Here is a 20,253-nt window from a genome sequence, read left to right as displayed (position 1 = left end):
TTGCTTTATTTGTATATACTAATCTAAATACCAAATCAATATGAATGCAAGTTCGAAACTTTTGGGTGGGTTGTTGATCGTTTTGACAACCGTTTCTTGTATTACAGGAAATAAACGTGACAGCGGACGTAAAAACCTTTTGAAAGATTGTCCGGTTGTGGCCGAATATGTTCAAGTGGGTGACGATAAGGTTTTATCATGCGACCAAAAACTTCTGGCGGATACGATCCGGCTTCCTCTCAGTTTCTTTGCCGAAGATCTGGAAATTATCAAACTGGATGGGCGGGATACGGCATTGGTTACCCAGTGCGGAGTCAGTCTTTCTGATAATTATATTTTGATACATAGCGGATATCCTCCTACGGCATTTAAACTTTTCGACCGGGAAGGTAATTATTTGACGGATATAGGATCTGTAGGGCAGGGGCCCGGTGAGTATAACTTTGTGTATGATGCCCAGATCGATGAAAAAAACAATCGTGTTTATCTGATGCCCTGGCAGACAAACCAACTATTGGTCTATGATCTGCAGGGAAATGTGTTGAATCCGGTACCGTTGGGCATTCGTTGTCCTAAAGCAAATTTCAAAGTCGATCCGGATAGGGGAACAGTTACTGTAGCTGTATTACCGTTTCCGAATACACCGGCTGTTGTATGGACACAGGACCTGTCGGGCAAGCATCTGGCGGAGGTTGCTCCCGGACATCTGGAAGTTCCGTGGACATTCAATAATGAGGTGACGTGTAATTTCAATATTCCCGATGTATTTGATTTCGGTATTTTGTGCATTGATCCGACCCGTCCTGATTCATTATATCGGTATGACATCGAAAATAACCGGATATATCCTACTTTCACATTCAAGCATGTTGCCACCGATCCTATTCCCTGGCACGGTTATAATGAGTGGCCGGATCATTTTACCGGACAATATTCTGGTCCCCCCGTCGTTCAACAGGTTGAAACCGGAACAGTTGCAACGCCTGGAGAAACGGTTCACTATATAGTCGACAAGAACACTTGCAAAGGTGCTTATTTTAAGATGTATAACGATTATTTCGGCGATCAGGAGATCGATTGGCCTAGTTCGACTTTTTTTAACGGACATTTTGTTCGTAACCTTGAACCGGGGAATTTATTAAGCGATATCGAAAATTTGTTGAAAAAAGAGGCTCTTTCCGGTGAGATGAAGAAAAAACTGACGGACCTGCAACATTCGATAAGCGAGAATGATAATAATTATTTGATGATAGCACGGCTTAAAAAATAAGATATAAGTAAAAGCTGTATTAGGGAACGCATTCTGTGTCGTTTGCGTTCCTTGTTACAGCTTTTGTGAAATTATTTAATTACGATCATGACGTTCTGATTGTCAGGCAGATCACTGAGGAACTTCTTTAATGATTCCTGTTTAGGGGAACCGGTCAGTTTGATTCGTTGTTTCAGGTCTTTTGCCGGGCGGATCATGTACATATATTCGTCTGTTTGCCCATCAGGCCAGAAAGGCAAGCCTCCATCCAGATCGTTTATCATTCCTGTGGCTTTCAGAGGCAATGCTTTGGTCTGACATTTGTTCTTCAGATAAACCATCAGATAGTCTTCAGAAGGGAAATCCCGGTTTTCTTTGTTTTTATTATCCAACCAGCCGGATTTGCTACTTTTTCCTTCCCGATGGACTTTCAGGAATACACCTTTCGGATTTTCTTTCAGATCATCCACCCATGCTTTGTTTCGTTTATCTCCTTTATTGAATACATAGGTGGCTGACGCTTTGTATTTTCCTAAGTGGATATTATAGACAGGAACAATTGTCTGATGATCTGATAGGCGATAGACTGTGTCGCAATAAGTAGCGGAAAACGTTGGTTTATTATCATATAAATAGGATGTATTGTAAAGTGTAAAATTATAAAAGTTATCATCCTTTATTATTCCGAAAGAATCGATTCCAGCATAAAAGTTACAAATGGTATCATTTTTCAGATTGAATGTGGTTACCCCGTGATCGAATCCGGTTCCCGGGTAATTGAACCGTCGGAGATACATCTCCGATGTGAATATTTCCGCCCAGTTTTTCAGGACATAACGGTTAGGTAATGAATCTGCATATAGATAATGTGTCCTGGCTAACACGCTGTCCAGAGGTGGTAATTCAACAATGAACTTGTCTGAATATCCGGTTTCAGGATCTAGTTTCTTTAATAACACGTACAGTTTCGTTGTTGTTTTGTCATAAAACAGGTTATTTCCTGAGATATAATCTTTCCAATCGCCGTATTTTGTTTTCAGTCCTACACGTTTCCGTTTTTGTCCTTGCCTGTAAAGATACAGTTTCGGTTGGTTCAGGGCAATGAAACCTCCGTCAACGGCAACCACATCGGTGACCGGATATTTATCATCTCCCACCTGAAAGTACTCGATAGTTGAAGCGACCTCGCTTAATCGCACGTCAGAGGATGTCGAGATGGCTGATTCGACATCTATCATCTCTACAGGTTTTGTCCGGTCATACCTGGCTGTATATTGAGGCCCGGTCGGCTGATGCGAAATCTCTTCTGTAGGTGAATAGTTTTTATCTTCACCCTTTTGCTTACAACCGGATAGAAGGATCAGGAAAGCAAAAAACAGGCTGTATGATATATCTTTCATTTATATCAATGTTTTAATTTCGCTAATATGACGATATTATTATCGTTCTCATGGAGCGATTGTGCCAATGTTGTCAGTTCCTGTCTTTTTTCTTCTGATAATCCGTCGGATTTTAGTGTTTCTTCCAACATGTTTTTCAGATTTGCCGGTTCCATGTTTTTGTAAAAATAGCCATTACAGAAAGAATAGAGTGCTCCTCCGATTTCAGACCCTCCTAGAAAGTCGTTATACAAACGGAAGAATGCCCCTTTTCCGGTTTTTTTATCCACAATATAATAGGCGGGAGGCGAAGAAGTGAAAGTATTGGCCGATTCTCTCACCGGGTAAGATGCATCACCCATGAAATGATTGGGAAGTTCGACGTAGCCGTGCCAGGGTATAGGATCTTCATAGAAGTTCAATGTGAAGCAGGGACGTAGACGGTTGTTCCGGAAATCATAATGGTAAAGACTGTCCACACGTGTAGGCATAATACAAAGGATATTTACATCAAAAGTACCTGCTATATTATTATTAGTGATTACTTCATTGCTGAAATCCTGTGGAGTCTGGAGATGTCCGGGCTCTATAAAGTTAATTCTATTCCCCTGGAAATCCTGTGTCCAGGCTATAGCCGGTATTCCTTGAAAGGGTAGTAAGACTACAGCGACAGTAGAATCCTGGGGATTCACCTGAAATGTCCCTTTGGGTACTCTCAGGCAAAGGGGAATAGGAGGTAACGGGTTACCTTCCAGGTCATAGACCAATATTTGAGCGCTTTGCCAGGGTAAGATATAAATGCGGTTGTTCTTTTCATCCAGACTGGCATCATATACATTCAGGTATTCATTGGGACCTTGGCCATAGGCTCCGATCGTAGTAAGGAATTTACCTTTCCGGTCGAAGAGTTTGAATGGGTTTTGTTTGTTATTCCAGATAAGTATATAATTATCGGAAGCAAGTAAACGGCTGTCGCTTACCAATGCTTCATCCCGATTGTCCAGATGAATGATCTCTGCTTCTTCTGTTAGGAAACTGAGCGGCAAACGTATGGAATCTGTTAATAGCTTCTGATCGCATGCAAGGACCTGATCGTCCCCGACTTGTACAAAGGTTCCGACAACTGGTGAATTTTCCAGTCCGTTACTGAATGACATGTTATTGCTGTTTTGACAGGATCCGGCCAATAACAGGCAGAGTGAACCGATAATAAGATTTCCAAACTTCTCCATAATAATGTTGCTTTGAATGATGTTGGAAGCAAATATATCCTTTAATATTGATAAAAGAGGAGAAAGTGAATTGACATTTTTAAAACAAACGTTCGTTGTATGTTGCTGAAGTGTAATTATTTACTATTTTATCGTAGATAAAAAGCGTTGACATTTTCTGTTTCATGTCATTAAAATGTATTCAAAATCTCATCCAGTGTCAGGTTCTCGTCTTCCATTCCGAATTTTTCCCGTTTCATTCGTGCTTTTTTCTGGCTGATGGCGGAGGGAGTGATATAATAGATGGATGCCAGGTCTTTTGTACTGATACCGCTTTTCAGTAAGCAACAGAAAGCAATATCCTTCGTTCTGAGCAGCGGATAAGTCTCTTTCAGGCGTTCGGCAAATCCCGACCATATTTCATTGACGGTTTGGATCAGTTCTTCTATTTCTTCTGTTGTCAATTTCGATTTACTCTCCTCCGTACTCTCTTTGGTTCTACCGGTCAGAGAAGGGATTTTCTGGGAAGCGGAGAGACGGCGGAACAGTTGTTCGCGTAAAGCCGTGGCCCTTTCTCGCAGAGATATCAATTCCCGTTCTTTTTCAAGCTGGGCTACCTGGTTTTTCAATTCCTGTTCCTTGAGTTGTTGTTCACTGATTATTTTCTTTTTGCGTAAACGGCTGTAAATAATATACCAGATGGTGCAAGCCGTGATCAGTGCCAGACATAAGGACAGGAGGTAAATGTCCTGTTGTTTCTTTTTGAGTTTCAGTTCATTGTTCTCGTTTTTCAATAATTCCTCCTGGTACCTTTGTTTCATTATTTCAGAATGAACTTCACCGGAGATATTATTGAAGCTTTGCCTGTAATTTCTCCAGGCATAGTATATCTGTTCGGCTTTATTTCCCTGCTCATATAAATGGGCTTGCAACTGATAGGCCCGGGTGGCTATGTAAGGGTTGGTGCTCTGTATCGCATTTTTTAGATATATTCCGGCTGAGTCAATTTCTCCGGCAGCTATATATATTTGTGCTTGTGCGAGCATATGGTACGGATAGCTTGTACGTCTGTAACCAAAATCTATGGCGGACTTCAGGGCGGTAGTGGCACTTTCTATATCTCCTTTTTCTTTTTCTATATCACTTATTTTTTCGTAGAAAAAGGCTGTCTGTTCTGTCGAACCGGCCTCTACGGATTTTAGGATCGCTTTCTGGTAATAAATGATTGCGCTGTCCGGTTGTCCGGTATACCGGTAAGCCTGTCCTATGTCTGCTAAGACAGCTGCTTTCCCTGGTATTGAAATGAAAGCCGTGTCTTGCAAGGATTGTAAATGCTGCTGCAATGCCTGCTCCGGTTTCCCATTACTCAGAAGAGAAATGCCGCTATATTCGTATAGTCTGGTGCGCAGTGTTGCATCGGGAGCAAATGGGATGCCGCGGACAAAGAAAAAATCGGCGCGCACATAATTATCCGCATTCATATTGATGAGTCCAGCCCAAAAACATGCTTTAGAGGTATTGACAGAATCATTGTTGGCGATGAATATATCGATCGCCTCCGATATCAGAGAATCTGTCCGGATCCTGGTTCCTTTCTGTATTTCAGCGACTGTGTGATACAGATTATATTTTGCCTTAGGATAGTTCGCGAGTTTGTCGGGATTGTTGATTTTGCGCAATAATATCAATGTGCTGTCCGGTTTATTGTTCAGATGACTTTCTGCTTGCTCTAACCAATAGTTTGTTTCTCTGCCTGTACAGGCAGAGAAGGATAGTATAATAATGAACAGCAAAAAGTCATTTTTCATGATATGTATCGGGTTATATACAAAAACTTGTATTATTTAGTATCCTAATTTGAACTCCTGATCGACAGCCGGAATACCTTCGCTCATCCATTGAGGCATCGGCTGGTTATTCAGGTAATGCTGGAAGAACTGGAACATACGTTTTTGAAAATCGATACGGTTTGCCAATCGCATCGGCCAATGGATTTCACCGGTGTAATTAAGTAACCAAACCGGCTTCTGCAGGCGTTTAAGAGCTACAAAATATTCGATTCCCTGATACCAGGGCACATGACCGTCGTTATCGTTGTGCATGATCAGGATAGGCGTCTCCACTTTATCCATGGTGAATAATGGTGAGTTCTCCATATATTGCAGCGGAGAATCCCATAAAGTGCCGCCGATACGGCTCTGTCCGTGCTCATATTGGAAAGAACGGTTCAATCCGGATCCCCAACGTATTCCTCCGTATGCACTGAACATATTCACTACCGGCGCACCGGATTCGATGGCTGCAAATAAATTGGTGCGGGTGGCCAGATAGGCAACCTGGTATCCTCCCCAGCTATGTCCCTGTGCGCCGATTCCTTTCTCATTTACATAACCTTTGGCGATCAATGATGTGATTCCCGGCATTACACAGTTGAAGCAACTTTCTCCGGGATAACCGTCAACGTAGCGTACATCCGGATTAAAGATAATATATCCGTTGCTGGTATAGAAATGATAATCGATAGTGGAACGATGAGGTTCTGGCATATGGTAAGCGTAGAGTGTTTCCGAATTACGTTCGTAGAAATTAACGATGACCGGGTATTTCTTTGCCGGGTCGAAATCTGCCGGTTTATAGACTACCCCTTCCAGAGGAATACCATCCAAAGAAATCCAGGACACAAGTTCTGCCGTACCCCAGTTCAATTTATCTTGCTGGTCTCCTCCATGTGTCAGTTGGATGGATTTTTTGAAGCTCAGATCGGATAGCCGTATGTCCGGATATTGTTCAAATGTTTCTGATGTATAAATTACGGCATCTGCATTTTTAGCTTTGACCGGAGTTTTCAGCATAAAGTTTCCGGCCAGTAATGTCTTGGGTACGGCAGGAGTAGAAAGAGATGCATTGTAATATCCCGAACCTTTTGTTTTCTCGTTGAAAGCCAGTAATAACTGCGACTTTTTGGTATCGATGAATTTATCTTCTTTATCCAATTGTATCAGACGGTAAGAAAGTTGTTCCTTCCGTCCGTTGATTGTGAGGTTGACAGGAGCGACCTCAGCCATAGGGTCGAATTTCCATATATCATAACGGTCATATAATAAGATATTACGATCGTCTGCTGTCCATCCGGCAAGGCCGTGCGGAGATGGAAAATCCGGAACATCGTTATCTTCGTCCCATGCCGCAAATGTCGCAGGAGTGGTCAGGCGGTATTCTTTTCCGTTTCCTATGGAATAGGTATACCAGGAACTGTCTTGAACGCAGTACCAGTAGGCATAAGAACCTTTCGGGGAAAGGCGCATATTGGTGTTTGCTGCTTCCTTTATCTGTTTACGGTCTCCTGTTTCCATATTTATTGTATAGATGTCGTAACGGCTTCTGCCTTCCCACATTTGTTCCGTAGCGTATGGTAAATTGGTTGATAGCAAGGCGATCGGGGCATTTCCTTCATCGGCTGTCAGCAGATTCGGGATATTTTTGTCTGCGAGCTGGAATGACTTATTACTGTTGATATTATATACAGCAGTATACGTCTTTTTCAAGTCTTTTTGTTTGTTATATACCTGCTGGGTGTATTGAATATCTTCGTCCCATTTCCATATCTGTACGTCCGGACGGTTTTCGTCCAGTTTTGTAGTGTCTTTTTGTAGTGGGGCAGGAGCTGTTCCGAAGAAAATACGTTCGGAGTTTTCTGAAAAACGCAGGTCGCCGTTTCCGCTGATTACCCAACCGGCAGGGAGAAAGTTGTCTTTTTTTTCTGCGATCGGGCGTGCAGGTGCGTTGTTTTCAGCCAGATAAAGTGAGTATAATGTATTTGTGGAATCTTTGTCCGGGCAATGAAGAAAAGCTATTTTATTTCCTGTATCATTGAATGTTACTTTTGAGATAACACCTTTCCCCTCGAAAATCAGAGAACTACCCTTGTCAGGATTGTAGGTACATAATGTCGAATCGGTCGAATAATATAGAATATTACTTTTCCTGGCGAAACCGAATTCTTTTACATCTGAAAACGACATCTCTTTACTTCCGTCCAGTGCACGGACATGTAATACCGTATCCGATTTACTGTTCCGTCTATAAGCGATCCAGTCTGCACTTTCGGATAGTTTGTATGATTTCAGCGAGTCGATCGTCTCCTTTTTCTCCCGGAGATTGAAAATGACCAGTTCGTCCGAAGGCATATCTTCTTCTTTCGTCTTTTTAAGTTTCAGTGCTTCTACTTTTTCGAGTTCCGGCTTTTTGGTAACCAGCAGATAGCCGGAAGAGGCGGAAAACTCGGCATGGCCCGCAGGAAGAAAAGAGGCTGTCATCTCTCCTTTGGCATTATAAACGAAGAGGCTGGCATCTCCTCGCCAGGGTTCCATTTTACAGGCAACCCATTTCCCGTCGCGGGATATTGTCTGTTCCGTGATGCGTTTCCAGTTAACCATTTCGTCGAAGGTCATTGCTCTTTTCGCTTCTTGTGCGGAAACACTGCAATAAGCGCTCAGACAAATTAAAAGAACCAGTTGTTTAAGATATCCCATATTATCAATAAGTGTGTAATGTTTATGAATGCAATATTACGATTTTTTGATTTTATCACAAAAAAAAGCGAAGACCTTTGCTGTGTCTTCGCCTTTATAAAGTGCTATATCCTGAAAATTTTACTTATCCAGTTCTTTGTCGATCATTTCTTTCATCTTGTCCACTCCCATAAAACCGACCTGGAAATGGACCGGTGTACCGTCTTTTGCCACTACCATATAAGATGGGACACCCTGGATACCGAATTTCTTTCCCCAATATTCCCATTGTTCCCCGGTAACACGGTAATGTTCGCCTTTGATATCCGGGATCATTTGCTCCCAGGCTCCCTTCGGTGAATTTTCGGCGGCAAGATAGAGGAATACGACATCTTTTCCTTCATAATCCTTTTTCACCGGTTCCGTTTGCTTCATTGCCATCCGGCAAGGGCCGCACCAGGTTGCCCAGAAATCGACAAAGACAACTTTTCCACGGTAAGGAGTCGTGATCGCATTGAATAATTCCTCAGCCGGAATATCAGCCGTATTCACACGATCCACTACATAGCCCGATTTTTTCTTGTTTTCTTCGATCGTCAGCTTGAGCCTATTGTTCATATCGGTCAGGATATTTTTGATTACCGGTGATATCTTATCGGCTTCGGCCAACTGGTCGTCGGTAAGAGGTTGGAACTCCTGGATCGGGAGAGCCAGCTTTTGTGCTGCTATAAGGTCGAACAGGAATCCTTCGTTCGTTCCCATCAGTTTGGCTATGTCAGCTGTATTGTCAGGAAGTTCTTTGATATCTTTCGGCAGTGGTTTACCTGATAAATTGGCATATTGGAGACTGCGAATAATATAAGTTAAATCCGAACAATAGAGTGCGACCGGTGAATTGGGGATAAATTCAGGAATGAAATCGTAATAAGCAGCGGTGATCTCCGGTTGTACAAATCCGGTAGCAGCCGAATCCCGTGGGATATTGTTAATCTGCCGATAGGCATATTCAAGGATATAAGTACCCATTAACTGTTGGGCTGTTTCCATATCGGCATTCATTAACAGGATTTTACGGTAAGCGTCGCTGATTTCCGGATATTTATCCAGTTCCTTTATTCCCTTTTCCCTGCGGTTCAGCCAATATTGTTTATACTGATCGATATTCATCGCAGCCACATCTTTAAACATTTGTTCATAATCAGCCTGCGAATTAATGCCTACCGGCAGTGCGCGGAGCGGTCCGTTGCATATCTCATTATTCAATGCGGCCAAACCGCCGCTAAAGTAATATTTTTCACCGAGTGACGGTTTATCTTTTTGCAGTTTCGATTGTGCCCGGCATATTTCCGGAAAATTGATTTCGACAGTGGTCGTTTCTCCCGGTTTCAGATAAACCTGTGCCTGCATGAAATTAGCTGATATACCGACAATAGAGATGTGATTGAGAGGAAGTTCCAGTTTGAAATTCCCTTGCGCGTCCACTTTGATCGAATTTTCATCTGTATTGCCGGTGATCGGATTGAAAGTCCAGGTAGAACCTGCCAGTTTCATTTCCGGACGGTATCCGGCAATATGTCCTTTCAGAGTGGCAATACCGGCTTTTAATTCAGGTGTTTCCAATACCGGTGTTTCTTTCGGATTCTTTTTCCCGGCCAGTGAGGAAGAGGCCGGTTTGCCATCCAGATGGATTCCCCAGATGCTGAAACCACCTTCTACATCTCCTTCAGAGAAATCGACTGTCTTTGTATTTTCCGGTAGCGGCGGGAAAATCATCTGGAAAGAGTAAGTACCCGATTCAGGCATCCATATTTCTTTATCCAGTTCCATTCCGACTCCCGACAGTATTTCATATTTTTTACCGTCTGCCTGCAGATAACTACCCGTAGCAATTTTGATCCAATTGTGAGGACGATAGAAAGCGTCGATGTATACGATAGTTGCCGTATCGTTCAATACCACTTTCTGCACTTCAAGGGATGTGGAACTCCATGCGTCGAAAGCGGGCAGTTCTATTACGCGTTCTTTTGCCTGTACGATCGTACAGCAAAAAAGAACAATGAAAGATAAGAATAACTGTTTCATGGATGATTGGTTTAGAGTATCAGATTACAGTTTCCGTCACAACCTGTCCGTCGAACAGATTGATGATGCGTGAGGCATATCCGGCATCATGCTGGCTATGGGTTACCATAACGATGGTCGTGCCCTCTTTATTTAATTCGTTGAGCAGGTTCATCACTTCCTGTCCGTTCTTACTATCCAGATTACCTGTCGGCTCATCGGCAAGTATCAGTTTCGGATTGGCAACGACGGCACGGGCGATGGCGACACGTTGTTGCTGACCTCCGGATAATTGCTGCGGAAAATGCTTTTCGCGGTGGACGATCGCCATACGTTCCATTGCCTCTTTCACTTTCTGCTTGCGTTCTGCGGCTGAAACTCCCATGTAAAGCAGGGGCAGTTCTATATTTTCATATACATTCAGTTCGTCTATCAGGTTAAAACTCTGGAATACGAAACCGATGATCCCTTTACGCAGTTTGGTACGTTGAGCTTCCGTGAATTTAGACACTTCCGTTCCATTCAGGTAATACTCACCGGCGCTTGGGTTATCCAGTAATCCCAGGATGTTCAGTAGTGTAGACTTACCGCAACCGGAAGGTCCCATAATTGCTACAAACTCTCCTTCTTTCACTTCTATATTCACCTTGTTCAAGGCCCATGTTTCCACTTCTTCTGTGCGGAAGATTTTCTCTAATGCTACTGTCTTAATCATGAGTATAAGAATTTTAATTTGCTATATAGAGAACAAAAGCTGTGCCAACTTTGTAAATGGTTGATATATATTAGTATATGTCCTTTGAGGCGCTCGTCGCTTGTGCATATCCGCACGAATCTGGTTCGAAAACGCACGGAAAAGGAATTGGATAAGTATTGATAGCTGGAAATATCAAAATGTAAATATAAATGAATGTTCTGTGTAATTTCTGATACGTTAAAAAATATTAGTCGCGGGGGTATTTTCATTTACCCACTATACTAATCCGATTTACCCGCTATATTATTATCATTTTGATAGTTTGAAAAAGATAGATTCGTATAGCTCTTACCCGTTGTTTGAATGGGGGGGACGATTACTCTTTGAGACGAGGTGTTTATAAAATATCCTCATATAAACTATATAACCTTTTCCGGAGGAACAATATCGCATATCGTTTTCTGGAAATTAGCGTATTGACCGGTATTCCGGTCGATTCCGCTATTTCTTTGAACGGGATACCTTCCAGTTCTGTCAGTTCAAAGACAGTCCTTTGCTCACCCGGTAATTCGAGCAGGGCATTTTCCAGTTCCTCCCAGACGGTGGAACGGATGAAATCCATTTCCGGCGATTGGTCTTCATCGGGCATTAACTCGGAAAGTTCTTTCAGGAAAGTACCGTCATCCTCGTTATTGGAAAGATACGGCATTTCTTCCTCCCGATGCTTCCGGCTTCGGTCGATGATCTGGTTGCGGGCAACCGAATATAACCAGGCGGCGATCTGTTCAATCGGGTTATCCTCCTGGTCACTTTTCATGAACTGGTAAAATACGTTTTGCAGGATATCTTCACTATCTTCTTTGGATGAAACACGTTTGGCTATGAATCCTTTCAGTTGTGCCTGATATTTCCGGAAGATATCCGCAATCCGTATGTCCCGTTCTGAATTGGCTGATGTATTTGTAGATATCTCTTTCATTCGGGTGTATTACCGGAGGCCGGTTCCTGCATATCAAATCTACCGTTACGAAAATCAGCCATGTGCTTGCGTATATGTTCCCGACGTTCTTCCCATGACATATTCTTCATTCGTTCTTTAAACCGGGCATCCCTTTCCTGATTACCGAAAAAAAAGCCTTCCGGTTGGCGTCCGAATTGACCGAATTTTCCGATACCACCGAATAGAAGGCGGGTAAGTACCATAAAACCGGCAGCCTGCCAGTAAGTGATGGCCGCCCAACCGATAACGGAAGGAACCAGCAGATTCCATAAAAACATGACAGCCAGTGTCGCTAAAGCAAATATACCTACAAAGAACAGGAAAGCGAATCCTCCTTTGAATATTCTTGAATTTCTCATTGTGATATAAATTATATTGTTTATTACTCTGTTATTAATTCGATGGCGTGCGTTTGGCATACTTTTACACAGTTCCCGCAACCAACGCAATTTTCCGGATTGCTCACTGTGGCATAACTGCAACTACCGTTATTCACCATCTTCAAAACATCTCTACGGCATCTTTTTGCACAATATCCGCATCCACTACACTCATACGCAAAGACTTGTAAAGATATGACTTCTTTTCTTTTTCTTCCGAACATTTTCTGTTTCCATTTTAATAATTAAAAATCTGTTTAGTAAGACATGCCTTCTGTTCTTGTAGACGATTGACACGAAGGAATATTTTAAATAGAACTATTTTTTTGAATTATATCTTGCATTAGTCTGTATATTTGTGCGTTCAAAAGTAAAAAGTGATGAGCAATGTAAATAATGCACCTGTGTACTGGTTTATTTTTTTCAACGACCAGTTACTGTTGAAGAAAGAAGGTGAAACCTATACAATCCCTTGTAGTATCGATCCTCCTGTCTCGGTAGAGAATGTATTGGAAGTCTGTTCGTTCCGGGATGTACCCTGTCGGACAGCTGCTGTCGGAATACCGTTGGAAGAAACCGCTGGTTTCGTACCGATGGGATTACGGGCATCGTACGATTATCTCGATGGAACGTTGCATACTATAGCCGGTAAGGCTTACGAATTGATTTATTGGGACTTGCACAGCCGTTTCTGTCCTGCCTGCGGGACACGAACAGTTCTGCAGACTGCTATATCCAAACAATGCCCTGCCTGTAAATATGAGATATATCCGGTTGTTTCTCCGGCTATATTGGTCCTGATCCGTAAAGAAGATTCGATATTGCTGGTTCATGCCCGGAATTTTAAGGGATCTTTTCATGGGCTGGTTGCCGGTTTCCTGGAAACGGGAGAGACCTTGGAAGAATGTGTAAAACGGGAAGTAATGGAAGAAACAGGGTTGGAGATCGCCAATATCTCTTATTTTGGAAATCAACCGTGGCCATATCCCAGTAACCTGATGGTCGGGTTTATTGCCGATTATGTCAGTGGAACGATCCGTTTGCAGGATGAAGAACTGAGCGAAGGCGCTTTCTTCACAAAAGAAAATCTGCCGGAACTTCCCCGGAAGCTCAGTTTGGCGCGTAAGATGATCGACTGGTGGCTGGAACAGAATAAATAATGTTACATAATGGCACAATATGAATAGTGAAATTGAGCGTTATTCATATTCATATTGTGCCGTGAAATCAGCCAGGGAACTGTATGAGACAAGTTCTTTCGACTCTGAACGGATAAGGTTATAATTGCTATCGTATGTGTTGATAACTTTTCTGATTGCTTCTCCTGTTGAGGAAAAGGTGACCGACCGGGTATTCAGTCCGTCGATAAAAGAATATTGTATATAATTGATCAATTGATTATTGGCCGCATAATAGCGTTCCAGAATCAATTTGCCGACCTTGTCATAGGTATATGTCGTATAACTTTCCAAAGCTCCGGAAGTACCGTAATGTTCTTTCCGGTCCAGCATATTATTCTTGTATTTATAGACATCGTATTCAGATTGCGAAATAACCGGATAATAAGTGATACTCTTTTCCATTTTTCCCTCTTTTGAATAGATGTAGACTTGTGTCTGCAGGTTGATAAATCCTGCCGGTACATTTTTATTTGCTGTAAAATTGGAAGTAAGTATCAACCGGTCTTCCTGGTCGTATTGATAAATATTATATTCAGTTGTATCGATCACTGTCGTCCCGTTATACATACAGCCGGAAATCCGGGATAATTGTCCTTCGTTGTTGTACTCATAAATTTTGCCGGAATAAACGGAATCGAACGAACCGGGTACGACCCGCTTCAGACGTGCGTTATTAAGAGATAACCTTTGAGGAACTTCATCATTGACAAATGTTACTTCCGGGTTATCGTTTACCGGCAACTTATCCAGATCTGAAGAATCACAACTGACCATCCCGTTCGTAAATAACAGGATGCAGACGAATATTGTCCATATATGTTCAGTTCTTTTCTTCATGAGGGACGCTACGATATTATTTTATTGATTATCCAGTGTATCTACCCATATATTCAGACATAGCTGTGGATATAGGTAAAAACTTTCTTCCAGTGTTCCTACAGATTTCATTTGCTCTGAGATCTGATCCATGATCGCAGGCTGTGAAGCCATAAGAATATCATGGATGATATAAGAGAAAAAATCTATTTCTTTTTTCAGGAATTTATCCATCAACAAATAAGATACGTTGGGAGAGGAAGAAAGCATGAATTCTTTAAAATCCTGATATTCCGGTGTCTCCATACAAGTATATGGATTACTTGCATAAGATAACTCATCACATTTCTCTATGAACCGGTCGAATTTCTCATTAAATATTTTTCTGTCGGATTTAGTGGTCGATTTCATACCCTGGTTGATCCTGAGACGCAAATCAGGTGTTATCTTATATACATCCGGCTCCTGGAAGCTCTCACTTTCGCAGGAGGTGAAGAATATTAAGGCGATCGAGGCAAGCAAAAGTGCCAATATCTGTAATTTAGTCATAAATGTCCGCTATTTTTTTATTTTATTTCTTAATCGAAAGACGCAATATTTCAATGAAATGCTGCATCTGATCCGATTAATTATTAATGGTCTTTATAATAAAACGGACGAGATCTTAAAATACTGCATAGCAGATGAAAAAAATTATAATTTAATACTGCCGATAACAGTTTGTTCGGTTTCGGCAAAAAGTTCGGCAAAGGGTTTGGCTTTCACAGGAATAGGATCGTGGATGATAAGTTCGATATGATTACCGAGTCCTAAAGGGAAAGATCCCCATTTGGTCATCTTCCATGCGTTGTTGATGGTGACCGGTATCACGTAGGCAGACGGTGCATACTTACAGAGAATTTTCAATCCGTTTTCGGCAAAAGGGCGCGGCCTTCCTGTTTTGCTTCGTGTCCCTTCCGGGAAAATTACTGCCGAGCGTTTGTTGGTTTCAATATATTCAGCCATGACGCGGATAGCTGTCAATGCTTGTTTCGGATCTTTCCGGTCGATAAGTACAGAACCGCCATGATTAAGGTTGTATGAAATACTGGGGATACCTTTACCCAGCTCGATTTTGCTGATAAACTTGGGATGTACTTTGCGCATAAACCAGCAGATGGAGGTAATATCGTACAAGCTCTGATGGTTCGAGGCAATTATCAGAGGGGTGTCGATTGGGAGCTTCTCCAATCCGCTCACTTTGTATCTTGTTCCCAGTACGTACGTATTGGCAACCAAGAAAAAACTCAAAACATCTACACTTTTTTTATGTGCTTTGTAACCGAACAGATTGAAGCATATCCACTGCACTACATGAAAGAATGCCAGTGTAGTCCCAAACAACAAATAGTAGATGGCTGAAAGCGGATACGAAATGATTTTCTCCATTTTATCCTTTAAATTGTGTATTTATAAATTCGACCTTATGTTTATTAATAAGGTAACAAAAGTATAAAAAATTATTCTACTACTGTAGTTACGGATAATTATTGTAATATTTCTGAGTCTGCCAGCGTTGTGCATTTTTTCTTTTGTGGCGTGCACTAGGCATGAATACCTGTTGTAACAGATTATCGAAAGAGATGCCGGATGGCTTTTGGGCTTCGGCACGGATATTCGATGAAACCTGGAAAGAACCTAGCATTCTAACTCTGGGTAATGGCTTATTCATCCCGTATAACCTGAATACAGAAGGAGGAAGGTCTTTCAATGCTACTTTACGGTTGGGATTATGGTCTTCGCTATCTTTGGGACGGACGAACTCGGTAAAATCTTTTTGGATGGATTGTGCGGGAGACTGTTCCGGCGCCATGATCATCTTGGAAGCCGGTTCTTCCGTATTGATCAGTGTGCCTGATTGGATCGCTTTCAATGCTTCGGGATTAAGTTCCAGTTTCTCTTTGCCTGAGAGAATCTTCTGAAGCCATACCGAATCCTTTTCTGTCCATTGGGCATATAGATAATCCGTATTGCTCAGGCAGATCAAAAATAATATAATTACTTGTTTACTCATCTAAAATATCAACTTCCCGTACATAATCTATATATTGAAATGTACGGGAAGTCGAAATACTGCACCGTGTTTAGGTTTATTTTGTTTCGATCACTTCTTTTACCTTTGCTTTCAGTCCGTCGCCACGCAGGTCGCGTGCTATGATCGTGCCATCGGGACCGAACAGGATGATATGAGGTATGCCGTTGATTCCGTATAGTTTAGTCGGCTTTTCACCTGCATTCAGTATCTGTGGCCAGGTTATTTTTAACTCTTCTATAGCTTTCTTCGTGTTTTCAGGGCTATCCCATACGGCAACGCCTAAAACTTCCAGTCCTTTATTTTTGTATTGGTTATACACTTCTGCCAAAACGGGTGTTTCTGCCCGACATGGACCGCACCAGCTTGCCCAGAAATCGACCAGCGTGTATTTCCCTTTGCCGACATAGTCGGATAAAGATACTTTGTTACCGTCTTCCGTCTCGATCGTGAAGTCAGTAAAAGGTTTGCCCTCAGCGGTCTTTTCCAATGCGTCGAAGCGTTGTAACCTTTCCTGCATGCTGGGGGTGTTACGAACCGGTTCGCTCAATAAGGATAGTTTTGCTTTTATCTGATCGGTCGAAAGGTAGCCATCCATATAGTTCAGTGCCATTCCTCCGATCGGGTTATTCAGGTTTCTGTCGAAGAATCCGTCGAGCATGGCCAGATAAGCCGGTTTCCATTCATTCTGGAAAAAGTCTTTCTGCAGTTTCATACGTTCTTCTTTATCTTCTGTTTGTTTCATGAATTCCTGCCGTTTGGAATCGATCAGGTCCGACATGCTGTCCTGTGCTGCGAAAAAACGTGCTATCTCATCGTTCAAAGGACTTCCTGACGGGGACACCGGCTTACTCAGATCGAGATTGATCGTTCCGTTCTCAAGAATGAAATTGACATAATATTCACGGCTGGCATCGATACGGCAGTAAGCGGCTGTATCCATCTTGCCGGTAAAAGTGAAAGTGGTTCCTGTAACAACCGTACTGTCTATGTTGAGATTGTTATTGTCACGGTTATAGATATAGATCATTTTCCCGTCCAGCGAATTATCGGGAATAGTACCGTTTATGGTATAAGTCGTGGCTGGCTTTTCCGAACAGGCCGTGAAAAGCAATAGTCCGGTTAACATTGTGAATAAAAAGTTTGTCTTCATATATGTTGATAATTATAATATATACATATTTCCGGTTAAATGAATATACGAAAGTATGAAAGTTTCTTTCATTTCCGGCATAATTCCTTCACTAGAATTAAAATATTAATTCTTTTTGGGAAGTGCCGGTGTCTGCGTAACTTACTCTGCTTTTACTGACTCTGCCGGATTTGCTTGTGCTGCTTCTTTTACCTGGCGGAAGATGGATAACAGGACAATCATACAGGTGATGAAAAATACGGCAATGAAAGGCCATATAGTCAGAGTGATATGATTGGCATAGGTTTCCAGCCAGCGTTTCATCAGGATATATCCTAATGGGAGGGCAAAGAAGTTGCTGATAATAACTAATATCAGATATCCCTTGAAGAACAGTTGCAGGATATGAGAGAAGGTGGCACCGTTTACTTTACGGATGGCGATCTCTTTTTTACGCTGCTGGGCTGATAAGCTGACCAGCGAATAGATTCCGAAGGTGGAAATCAGGATACAGACGACTGCGATGATACTGAATACGCTGAAGATCACTTTTTCGGGGCGATTGAATTTGTCTACCAGATCGGATAGTTTTATACACATATTCTGGCTGGTTACTCCATGAGTATTTAGTTTTTGTGTTACTTTTGAGATATGCTCCAATACTTCTTTTTTATGTTCCGGGATGTAGCGGATATAGAAATACTGAGCAGGAATATAGTCCGTTACATCTTTGTCCGTATGTAATCGGAAGAAGGTTCTCCCGACCGGATATTGCATAGGGGAATAAATATAATCATCAATGATTCCGCATACTTTCTGGTTAGTAACGCCTTCTCTATTGTACATTGACCGTTGCAATAAATCGTTATAACCTAAATCTTTGAAACCTGTTTCATTGACAATGTAATCGTTCGGATTACTGTCATCGATCCAGCTCCCTTGTTTTAAAGTCAGTTCAAAGAATGAAAAGAACTCTTTGCTGACAAGCATTACGCGATCTTCCCTTTTGGGATCCGGATCGGCAGGGTCGAATGCAAAATGGGTAACGTAGGCACCGTACCAATCCCCTTGTTCTGTAAATATATTGGCATTCGTAGCGGTATAGCAAACATCGGTTATATACGGATGATTTTGCAATTCAGGCATTAATACTCTAATATCTTGTTCATAAGCATTTTCACCTCCCATATCGACCTGGATTACGTTTTCATAATTTAATCCCTTGCTCTTGGTCAATATAAAATTCAACTGTTGGAAAAGGATAAGTGAGGTAATGAAAAATAACGAGCCGATGAATATCTGACCGACAATTAATCCTCGCTTAAAGAATATAGGATTTGTTTTCATATTGCATAAGATATTCCGTATGGGAAGAAGGGTCAATAACCAGAAAACAAACATGCTTGCTATGAGTGATATGATAGCATTGAAGAATAAAGCAGACTTGTCGATGTGCCGCGATACACCTTCATAAATTCCGTAATGATTCCATGCCGTATAACTTTCATAATAAGGAAAGATAACCTCTATCAGGCAAAAAGCTAACAGGTAAGCAATAGCCATCGGGAGGAATAGCTCGGTCCAACCTTTTAATAGCATATCTTTAGGAGATGCACCGATACATAGATAAGTTTTGTTTTTCGTTTGTTTGCGTTGTTGTTGACCGATAAATAGAACTAACAGGTTCATTAATGCACTCAGGAAAGCCATGAAGCCTGCTAAAGCCAGAATATGGATATTGCGTATTCTGTTTTCCAGTTCCGGATGGCAATATAAATGAACTTCCGGAAGTGTTCGTAAGTTGATCTTCCATTGGTCGATATTTTCTGTTCCCCATGGGTCTTCTGCATGACTTTTGTATGTAGCGAGTTTTTCTTTGATCTTACTGACATTTGCACCTTTCAATAAACGGACATATGTTGTGTTCCGCTTAACATGGCGTAAGGGTTGTACTTCGTCGATCAGCAAAAACTGGAATAGCAGGTCTGAATTATCCGGATAGTTTTTGATGACTCCCGCAACGACCGGGCGGGTTTGCTCACTCAGTTCGAACACTTTACCGACACAGTCGGTTGTTCCGAAAAACTTCTGTGCCATACTCTCGGTGAGGATAACAGCCGTACCGTCCGGATAAGTTCCTTTATAGGTTCCGGCGATGAAATCGGCTCTGAAAAAGTCGAAGAAGGAGTGATCGCAGACCAGACCATATACCCTCAGAGTACTGTTGTTATTCTTTATGCTATAATGGAGATTGCTGAAAGTACATACTTTTTCGATCTCCGGCACTAACTTCTTTATCTCTGCCAGGTCGTTGACATGTAACTGGTCCAGGTCGGCATCGGCACCCGCTGCTTTTTTCACCAGTCCGGTAGTAGTCAGGCAGTAAATCCGGTCTCCGTCCGGATGGAAGTTATCGAAATGGGTCTCCCACCACAGCCAGTATCCGCCCAGGACGAAGGCGGTGAAGCCTATTGCCAGTCCGATGATGCTGACAATCGATTGGGTTTTATATTTGACTAATTCCCGAAAAGTAACTTTAAAGTAGTGCTGTGTTTTGTTGTGCAT

General features: G+C 42.0%; 17 protein-coding genes. 2 read left to right on the top strand and 15 right to left on the bottom strand.

Annotation, left to right across the window (positions count from 1 at the left end):
* Nucleotides 1-40 precede the first annotated feature (40 nt).
* Nucleotides 41-1,270 carry a 6-bladed beta-propeller gene (locus tag DWX23_RS05645; RefSeq protein ID WP_122373747.1) on the top strand — a complete coding sequence of 410 codons (1,230 nt, stop codon included), beginning with the start codon at nucleotides 41-43 and terminating at the stop codon, nucleotides 1,268-1,270.
* A gap of 71 nt (nucleotides 1,271-1,341) precedes the next feature.
* On the opposite strand, the gene DWX23_RS05640 is transcribed toward DWX23_RS05645, so the two are convergent.
* The 9 genes from DWX23_RS05640 to DWX23_RS25255 all read right to left on the bottom strand — a co-directional run bounded on the left by DWX23_RS05640 (nucleotide 1,342) and on the right by DWX23_RS25255 (nucleotide 12,712).
* Entirely contained in the window at nucleotides 1,342-2,649 is a 1,308-nt protein-coding gene (locus DWX23_RS05640) for a DUF4933 domain-containing protein (RefSeq protein WP_122373746.1), read from the bottom strand.
* A gap of 5 nt (nucleotides 2,650-2,654) precedes the next feature.
* Complete coding sequence (locus DWX23_RS05635; protein WP_122355500.1) at nucleotides 2,655-3,860, bottom strand: 6-bladed beta-propeller; 1,206 nt, start codon at nucleotides 3,858-3,860, stop codon at nucleotides 2,655-2,657.
* A gap of 170 nt (nucleotides 3,861-4,030) precedes the next feature.
* Nucleotides 4,031-5,647 carry a tetratricopeptide repeat protein gene (locus DWX23_RS05630; RefSeq protein ID WP_122373745.1) on the bottom strand — a complete coding sequence of 539 codons (1,617 nt, stop codon included), beginning with the start codon at nucleotides 5,645-5,647 and terminating at the stop codon, nucleotides 4,031-4,033.
* Between the two features lie 36 nt (nucleotides 5,648-5,683).
* A complete protein-coding gene (locus tag DWX23_RS05625) occupies nucleotides 5,684-8,371 on the bottom strand; it encodes a prolyl oligopeptidase family serine peptidase (protein ID WP_122373744.1) in 2,688 nt (895 codons plus the stop codon).
* A 120-nt stretch (nucleotides 8,372-8,491) separates the two neighbouring features.
* Entirely contained in the window at nucleotides 8,492-10,432 is a 1,941-nt protein-coding gene (locus tag DWX23_RS05620; protein ID WP_122373743.1) for a TlpA disulfide reductase family protein, read from the bottom strand.
* A 19-nt stretch (nucleotides 10,433-10,451) separates the two neighbouring features.
* Nucleotides 10,452-11,126, bottom strand: a complete 675-nt coding sequence (locus DWX23_RS05615) for an ABC transporter ATP-binding protein (RefSeq protein ID WP_122355492.1) — start codon at nucleotides 11,124-11,126, stop codon at nucleotides 10,452-10,454.
* A gap of 379 nt (nucleotides 11,127-11,505) precedes the next feature.
* A complete protein-coding gene (locus DWX23_RS05610; protein WP_122355490.1) occupies nucleotides 11,506-12,087 on the bottom strand; it encodes an RNA polymerase sigma factor in 582 nt (193 codons plus the stop codon).
* The gene (locus DWX23_RS05605; RefSeq protein WP_122373742.1) at nucleotides 12,084-12,467 is read right to left on the bottom strand and encodes a hypothetical protein; all 384 of its coding nucleotides are present in this window, start codon (nucleotides 12,465-12,467) and stop codon (nucleotides 12,084-12,086) included. Before DWX23_RS05605 ends, DWX23_RS05610 begins: the two co-directional genes overlap by 4 nt.
* Nucleotides 12,468-12,490: 23 nt before the next feature.
* Entirely contained in the window at nucleotides 12,491-12,712 is a 222-nt protein-coding gene (locus DWX23_RS25255; protein WP_122355486.1) for a 4Fe-4S binding protein, read from the bottom strand.
* Nucleotides 12,713-12,868: 156 nt separating this feature from the next.
* Between DWX23_RS25255 and nudC the strand changes: the two genes are divergently transcribed.
* Nucleotides 12,869-13,648: an NAD(+) diphosphatase gene (gene nudC, locus DWX23_RS05595; protein ID WP_122373741.1), complete on the top strand. Its 780-nt coding sequence runs from the start codon at nucleotides 12,869-12,871 to the stop codon at nucleotides 13,646-13,648.
* Nucleotides 13,649-13,687: 39 nt separating this feature from the next.
* Here nudC and DWX23_RS05590 read toward each other — a convergent pair whose 3' ends face one another.
* The 6 genes from DWX23_RS05590 to DWX23_RS05565 form a co-directional block, all read right to left on the bottom strand.
* Nucleotides 13,688-14,506 carry a hypothetical protein gene (locus DWX23_RS05590; protein WP_122373740.1) on the bottom strand — a complete coding sequence of 273 codons (819 nt, stop codon included), beginning with the start codon at nucleotides 14,504-14,506 and terminating at the stop codon, nucleotides 13,688-13,690.
* Between the two features lie 21 nt (nucleotides 14,507-14,527).
* Nucleotides 14,528-15,034, bottom strand: a complete 507-nt coding sequence (locus DWX23_RS05585) for a hypothetical protein (RefSeq protein ID WP_122355480.1) — start codon at nucleotides 15,032-15,034, stop codon at nucleotides 14,528-14,530.
* 144 nt (nucleotides 15,035-15,178) lie between these two features.
* A complete protein-coding gene (locus DWX23_RS05580) occupies nucleotides 15,179-15,913 on the bottom strand; it encodes a 1-acyl-sn-glycerol-3-phosphate acyltransferase (protein ID WP_122373739.1) in 735 nt (244 codons plus the stop codon).
* Nucleotides 15,914-16,001: 88 nt separating this feature from the next.
* Entirely contained in the window at nucleotides 16,002-16,538 is a 537-nt protein-coding gene (locus DWX23_RS05575; RefSeq protein WP_122373738.1) for a DUF4858 domain-containing protein, read from the bottom strand.
* Nucleotides 16,539-16,614: 76 nt separating this feature from the next.
* The gene (locus DWX23_RS05570; protein ID WP_122373737.1) at nucleotides 16,615-17,709 is read right to left on the bottom strand and encodes a TlpA disulfide reductase family protein; all 1,095 of its coding nucleotides are present in this window, start codon (nucleotides 17,707-17,709) and stop codon (nucleotides 16,615-16,617) included.
* 141 nt (nucleotides 17,710-17,850) lie between these two features.
* Nucleotides 17,851-20,253: an FtsX-like permease family protein gene (locus DWX23_RS05565; RefSeq protein ID WP_122373736.1), complete on the bottom strand. Its 2,403-nt coding sequence runs from the start codon at nucleotides 20,251-20,253 to the stop codon at nucleotides 17,851-17,853.

It is taken from the genome of Parabacteroides sp. AF18-52, from assembly GCF_003479145.1.
Classification (GTDB): domain Bacteria; phylum Bacteroidota; class Bacteroidia; order Bacteroidales; family Tannerellaceae; genus Parabacteroides; species Parabacteroides faecis.
Note: the sequence above shows the minus strand (reverse complement) of the source record. Positions and strands in the feature narration are given on the sequence as shown.

What these genes read in the sequence shown, in the direction of transcription:
- DWX23_RS05645 (WP_122373747.1), top strand. Translation starts at nt 41, where the DNA reads ATGAATGCAAGTTCGAAACTTTTGGGTGGGTTGTTGATCGTTTTGACA.
- DWX23_RS05640 (WP_122373746.1), bottom strand. Translation starts at nt 2,649, where the DNA reads ATGAAAGATATATCATACAGCCTGTTTTTTGCTTTCCTGATCCTTCTA.
- DWX23_RS05635 (WP_122355500.1), bottom strand. Translation starts at nt 3,860, where the DNA reads ATGGAGAAGTTTGGAAATCTTATTATCGGTTCACTCTGCCTGTTATTG.
- DWX23_RS05630 (WP_122373745.1), bottom strand. Translation starts at nt 5,647, where the DNA reads ATGAAAAATGACTTTTTGCTGTTCATTATTATACTATCCTTCTCTGCC.
- DWX23_RS05625 (WP_122373744.1), bottom strand. Translation starts at nt 8,371, where the DNA reads ATGGGATATCTTAAACAACTGGTTCTTTTAATTTGTCTGAGCGCTTAT.
- DWX23_RS05620 (WP_122373743.1), bottom strand. Translation starts at nt 10,432, where the DNA reads ATGAAACAGTTATTCTTATCTTTCATTGTTCTTTTTTGCTGTACGATC.
- DWX23_RS05615 (WP_122355492.1), bottom strand. Translation starts at nt 11,126, where the DNA reads ATGATTAAGACAGTAGCATTAGAGAAAATCTTCCGCACAGAAGAAGTG.
- DWX23_RS05610 (WP_122355490.1), bottom strand. Translation starts at nt 12,087, where the DNA reads ATGAAAGAGATATCTACAAATACATCAGCCAATTCAGAACGGGACATA.
- DWX23_RS05605 (WP_122373742.1), bottom strand. Translation starts at nt 12,467, where the DNA reads ATGAGAAATTCAAGAATATTCAAAGGAGGATTCGCTTTCCTGTTCTTT.
- DWX23_RS25255 (WP_122355486.1), bottom strand. Translation starts at nt 12,712, where the DNA reads ATGTTCGGAAGAAAAAGAAAAGAAGTCATATCTTTACAAGTCTTTGCG.
- nudC (WP_122373741.1), top strand. Translation starts at nt 12,869, where the DNA reads ATGAGCAATGTAAATAATGCACCTGTGTACTGGTTTATTTTTTTCAAC.
- DWX23_RS05590 (WP_122373740.1), bottom strand. Translation starts at nt 14,506, where the DNA reads ATGAAGAAAAGAACTGAACATATATGGACAATATTCGTCTGCATCCTG.
- DWX23_RS05585 (WP_122355480.1), bottom strand. Translation starts at nt 15,034, where the DNA reads ATGACTAAATTACAGATATTGGCACTTTTGCTTGCCTCGATCGCCTTA.
- DWX23_RS05580 (WP_122373739.1), bottom strand. Translation starts at nt 15,913, where the DNA reads ATGGAGAAAATCATTTCGTATCCGCTTTCAGCCATCTACTATTTGTTG.
- DWX23_RS05575 (WP_122373738.1), bottom strand. Translation starts at nt 16,538, where the DNA reads ATGAGTAAACAAGTAATTATATTATTTTTGATCTGCCTGAGCAATACG.
- DWX23_RS05570 (WP_122373737.1), bottom strand. Translation starts at nt 17,709, where the DNA reads ATGAAGACAAACTTTTTATTCACAATGTTAACCGGACTATTGCTTTTC.
- DWX23_RS05565 (WP_122373736.1), bottom strand. Translation starts at nt 20,253, where the DNA reads ATGCACAACAAAACACAGCACTACTTTAAAGTTACTTTTCGGGAATTA.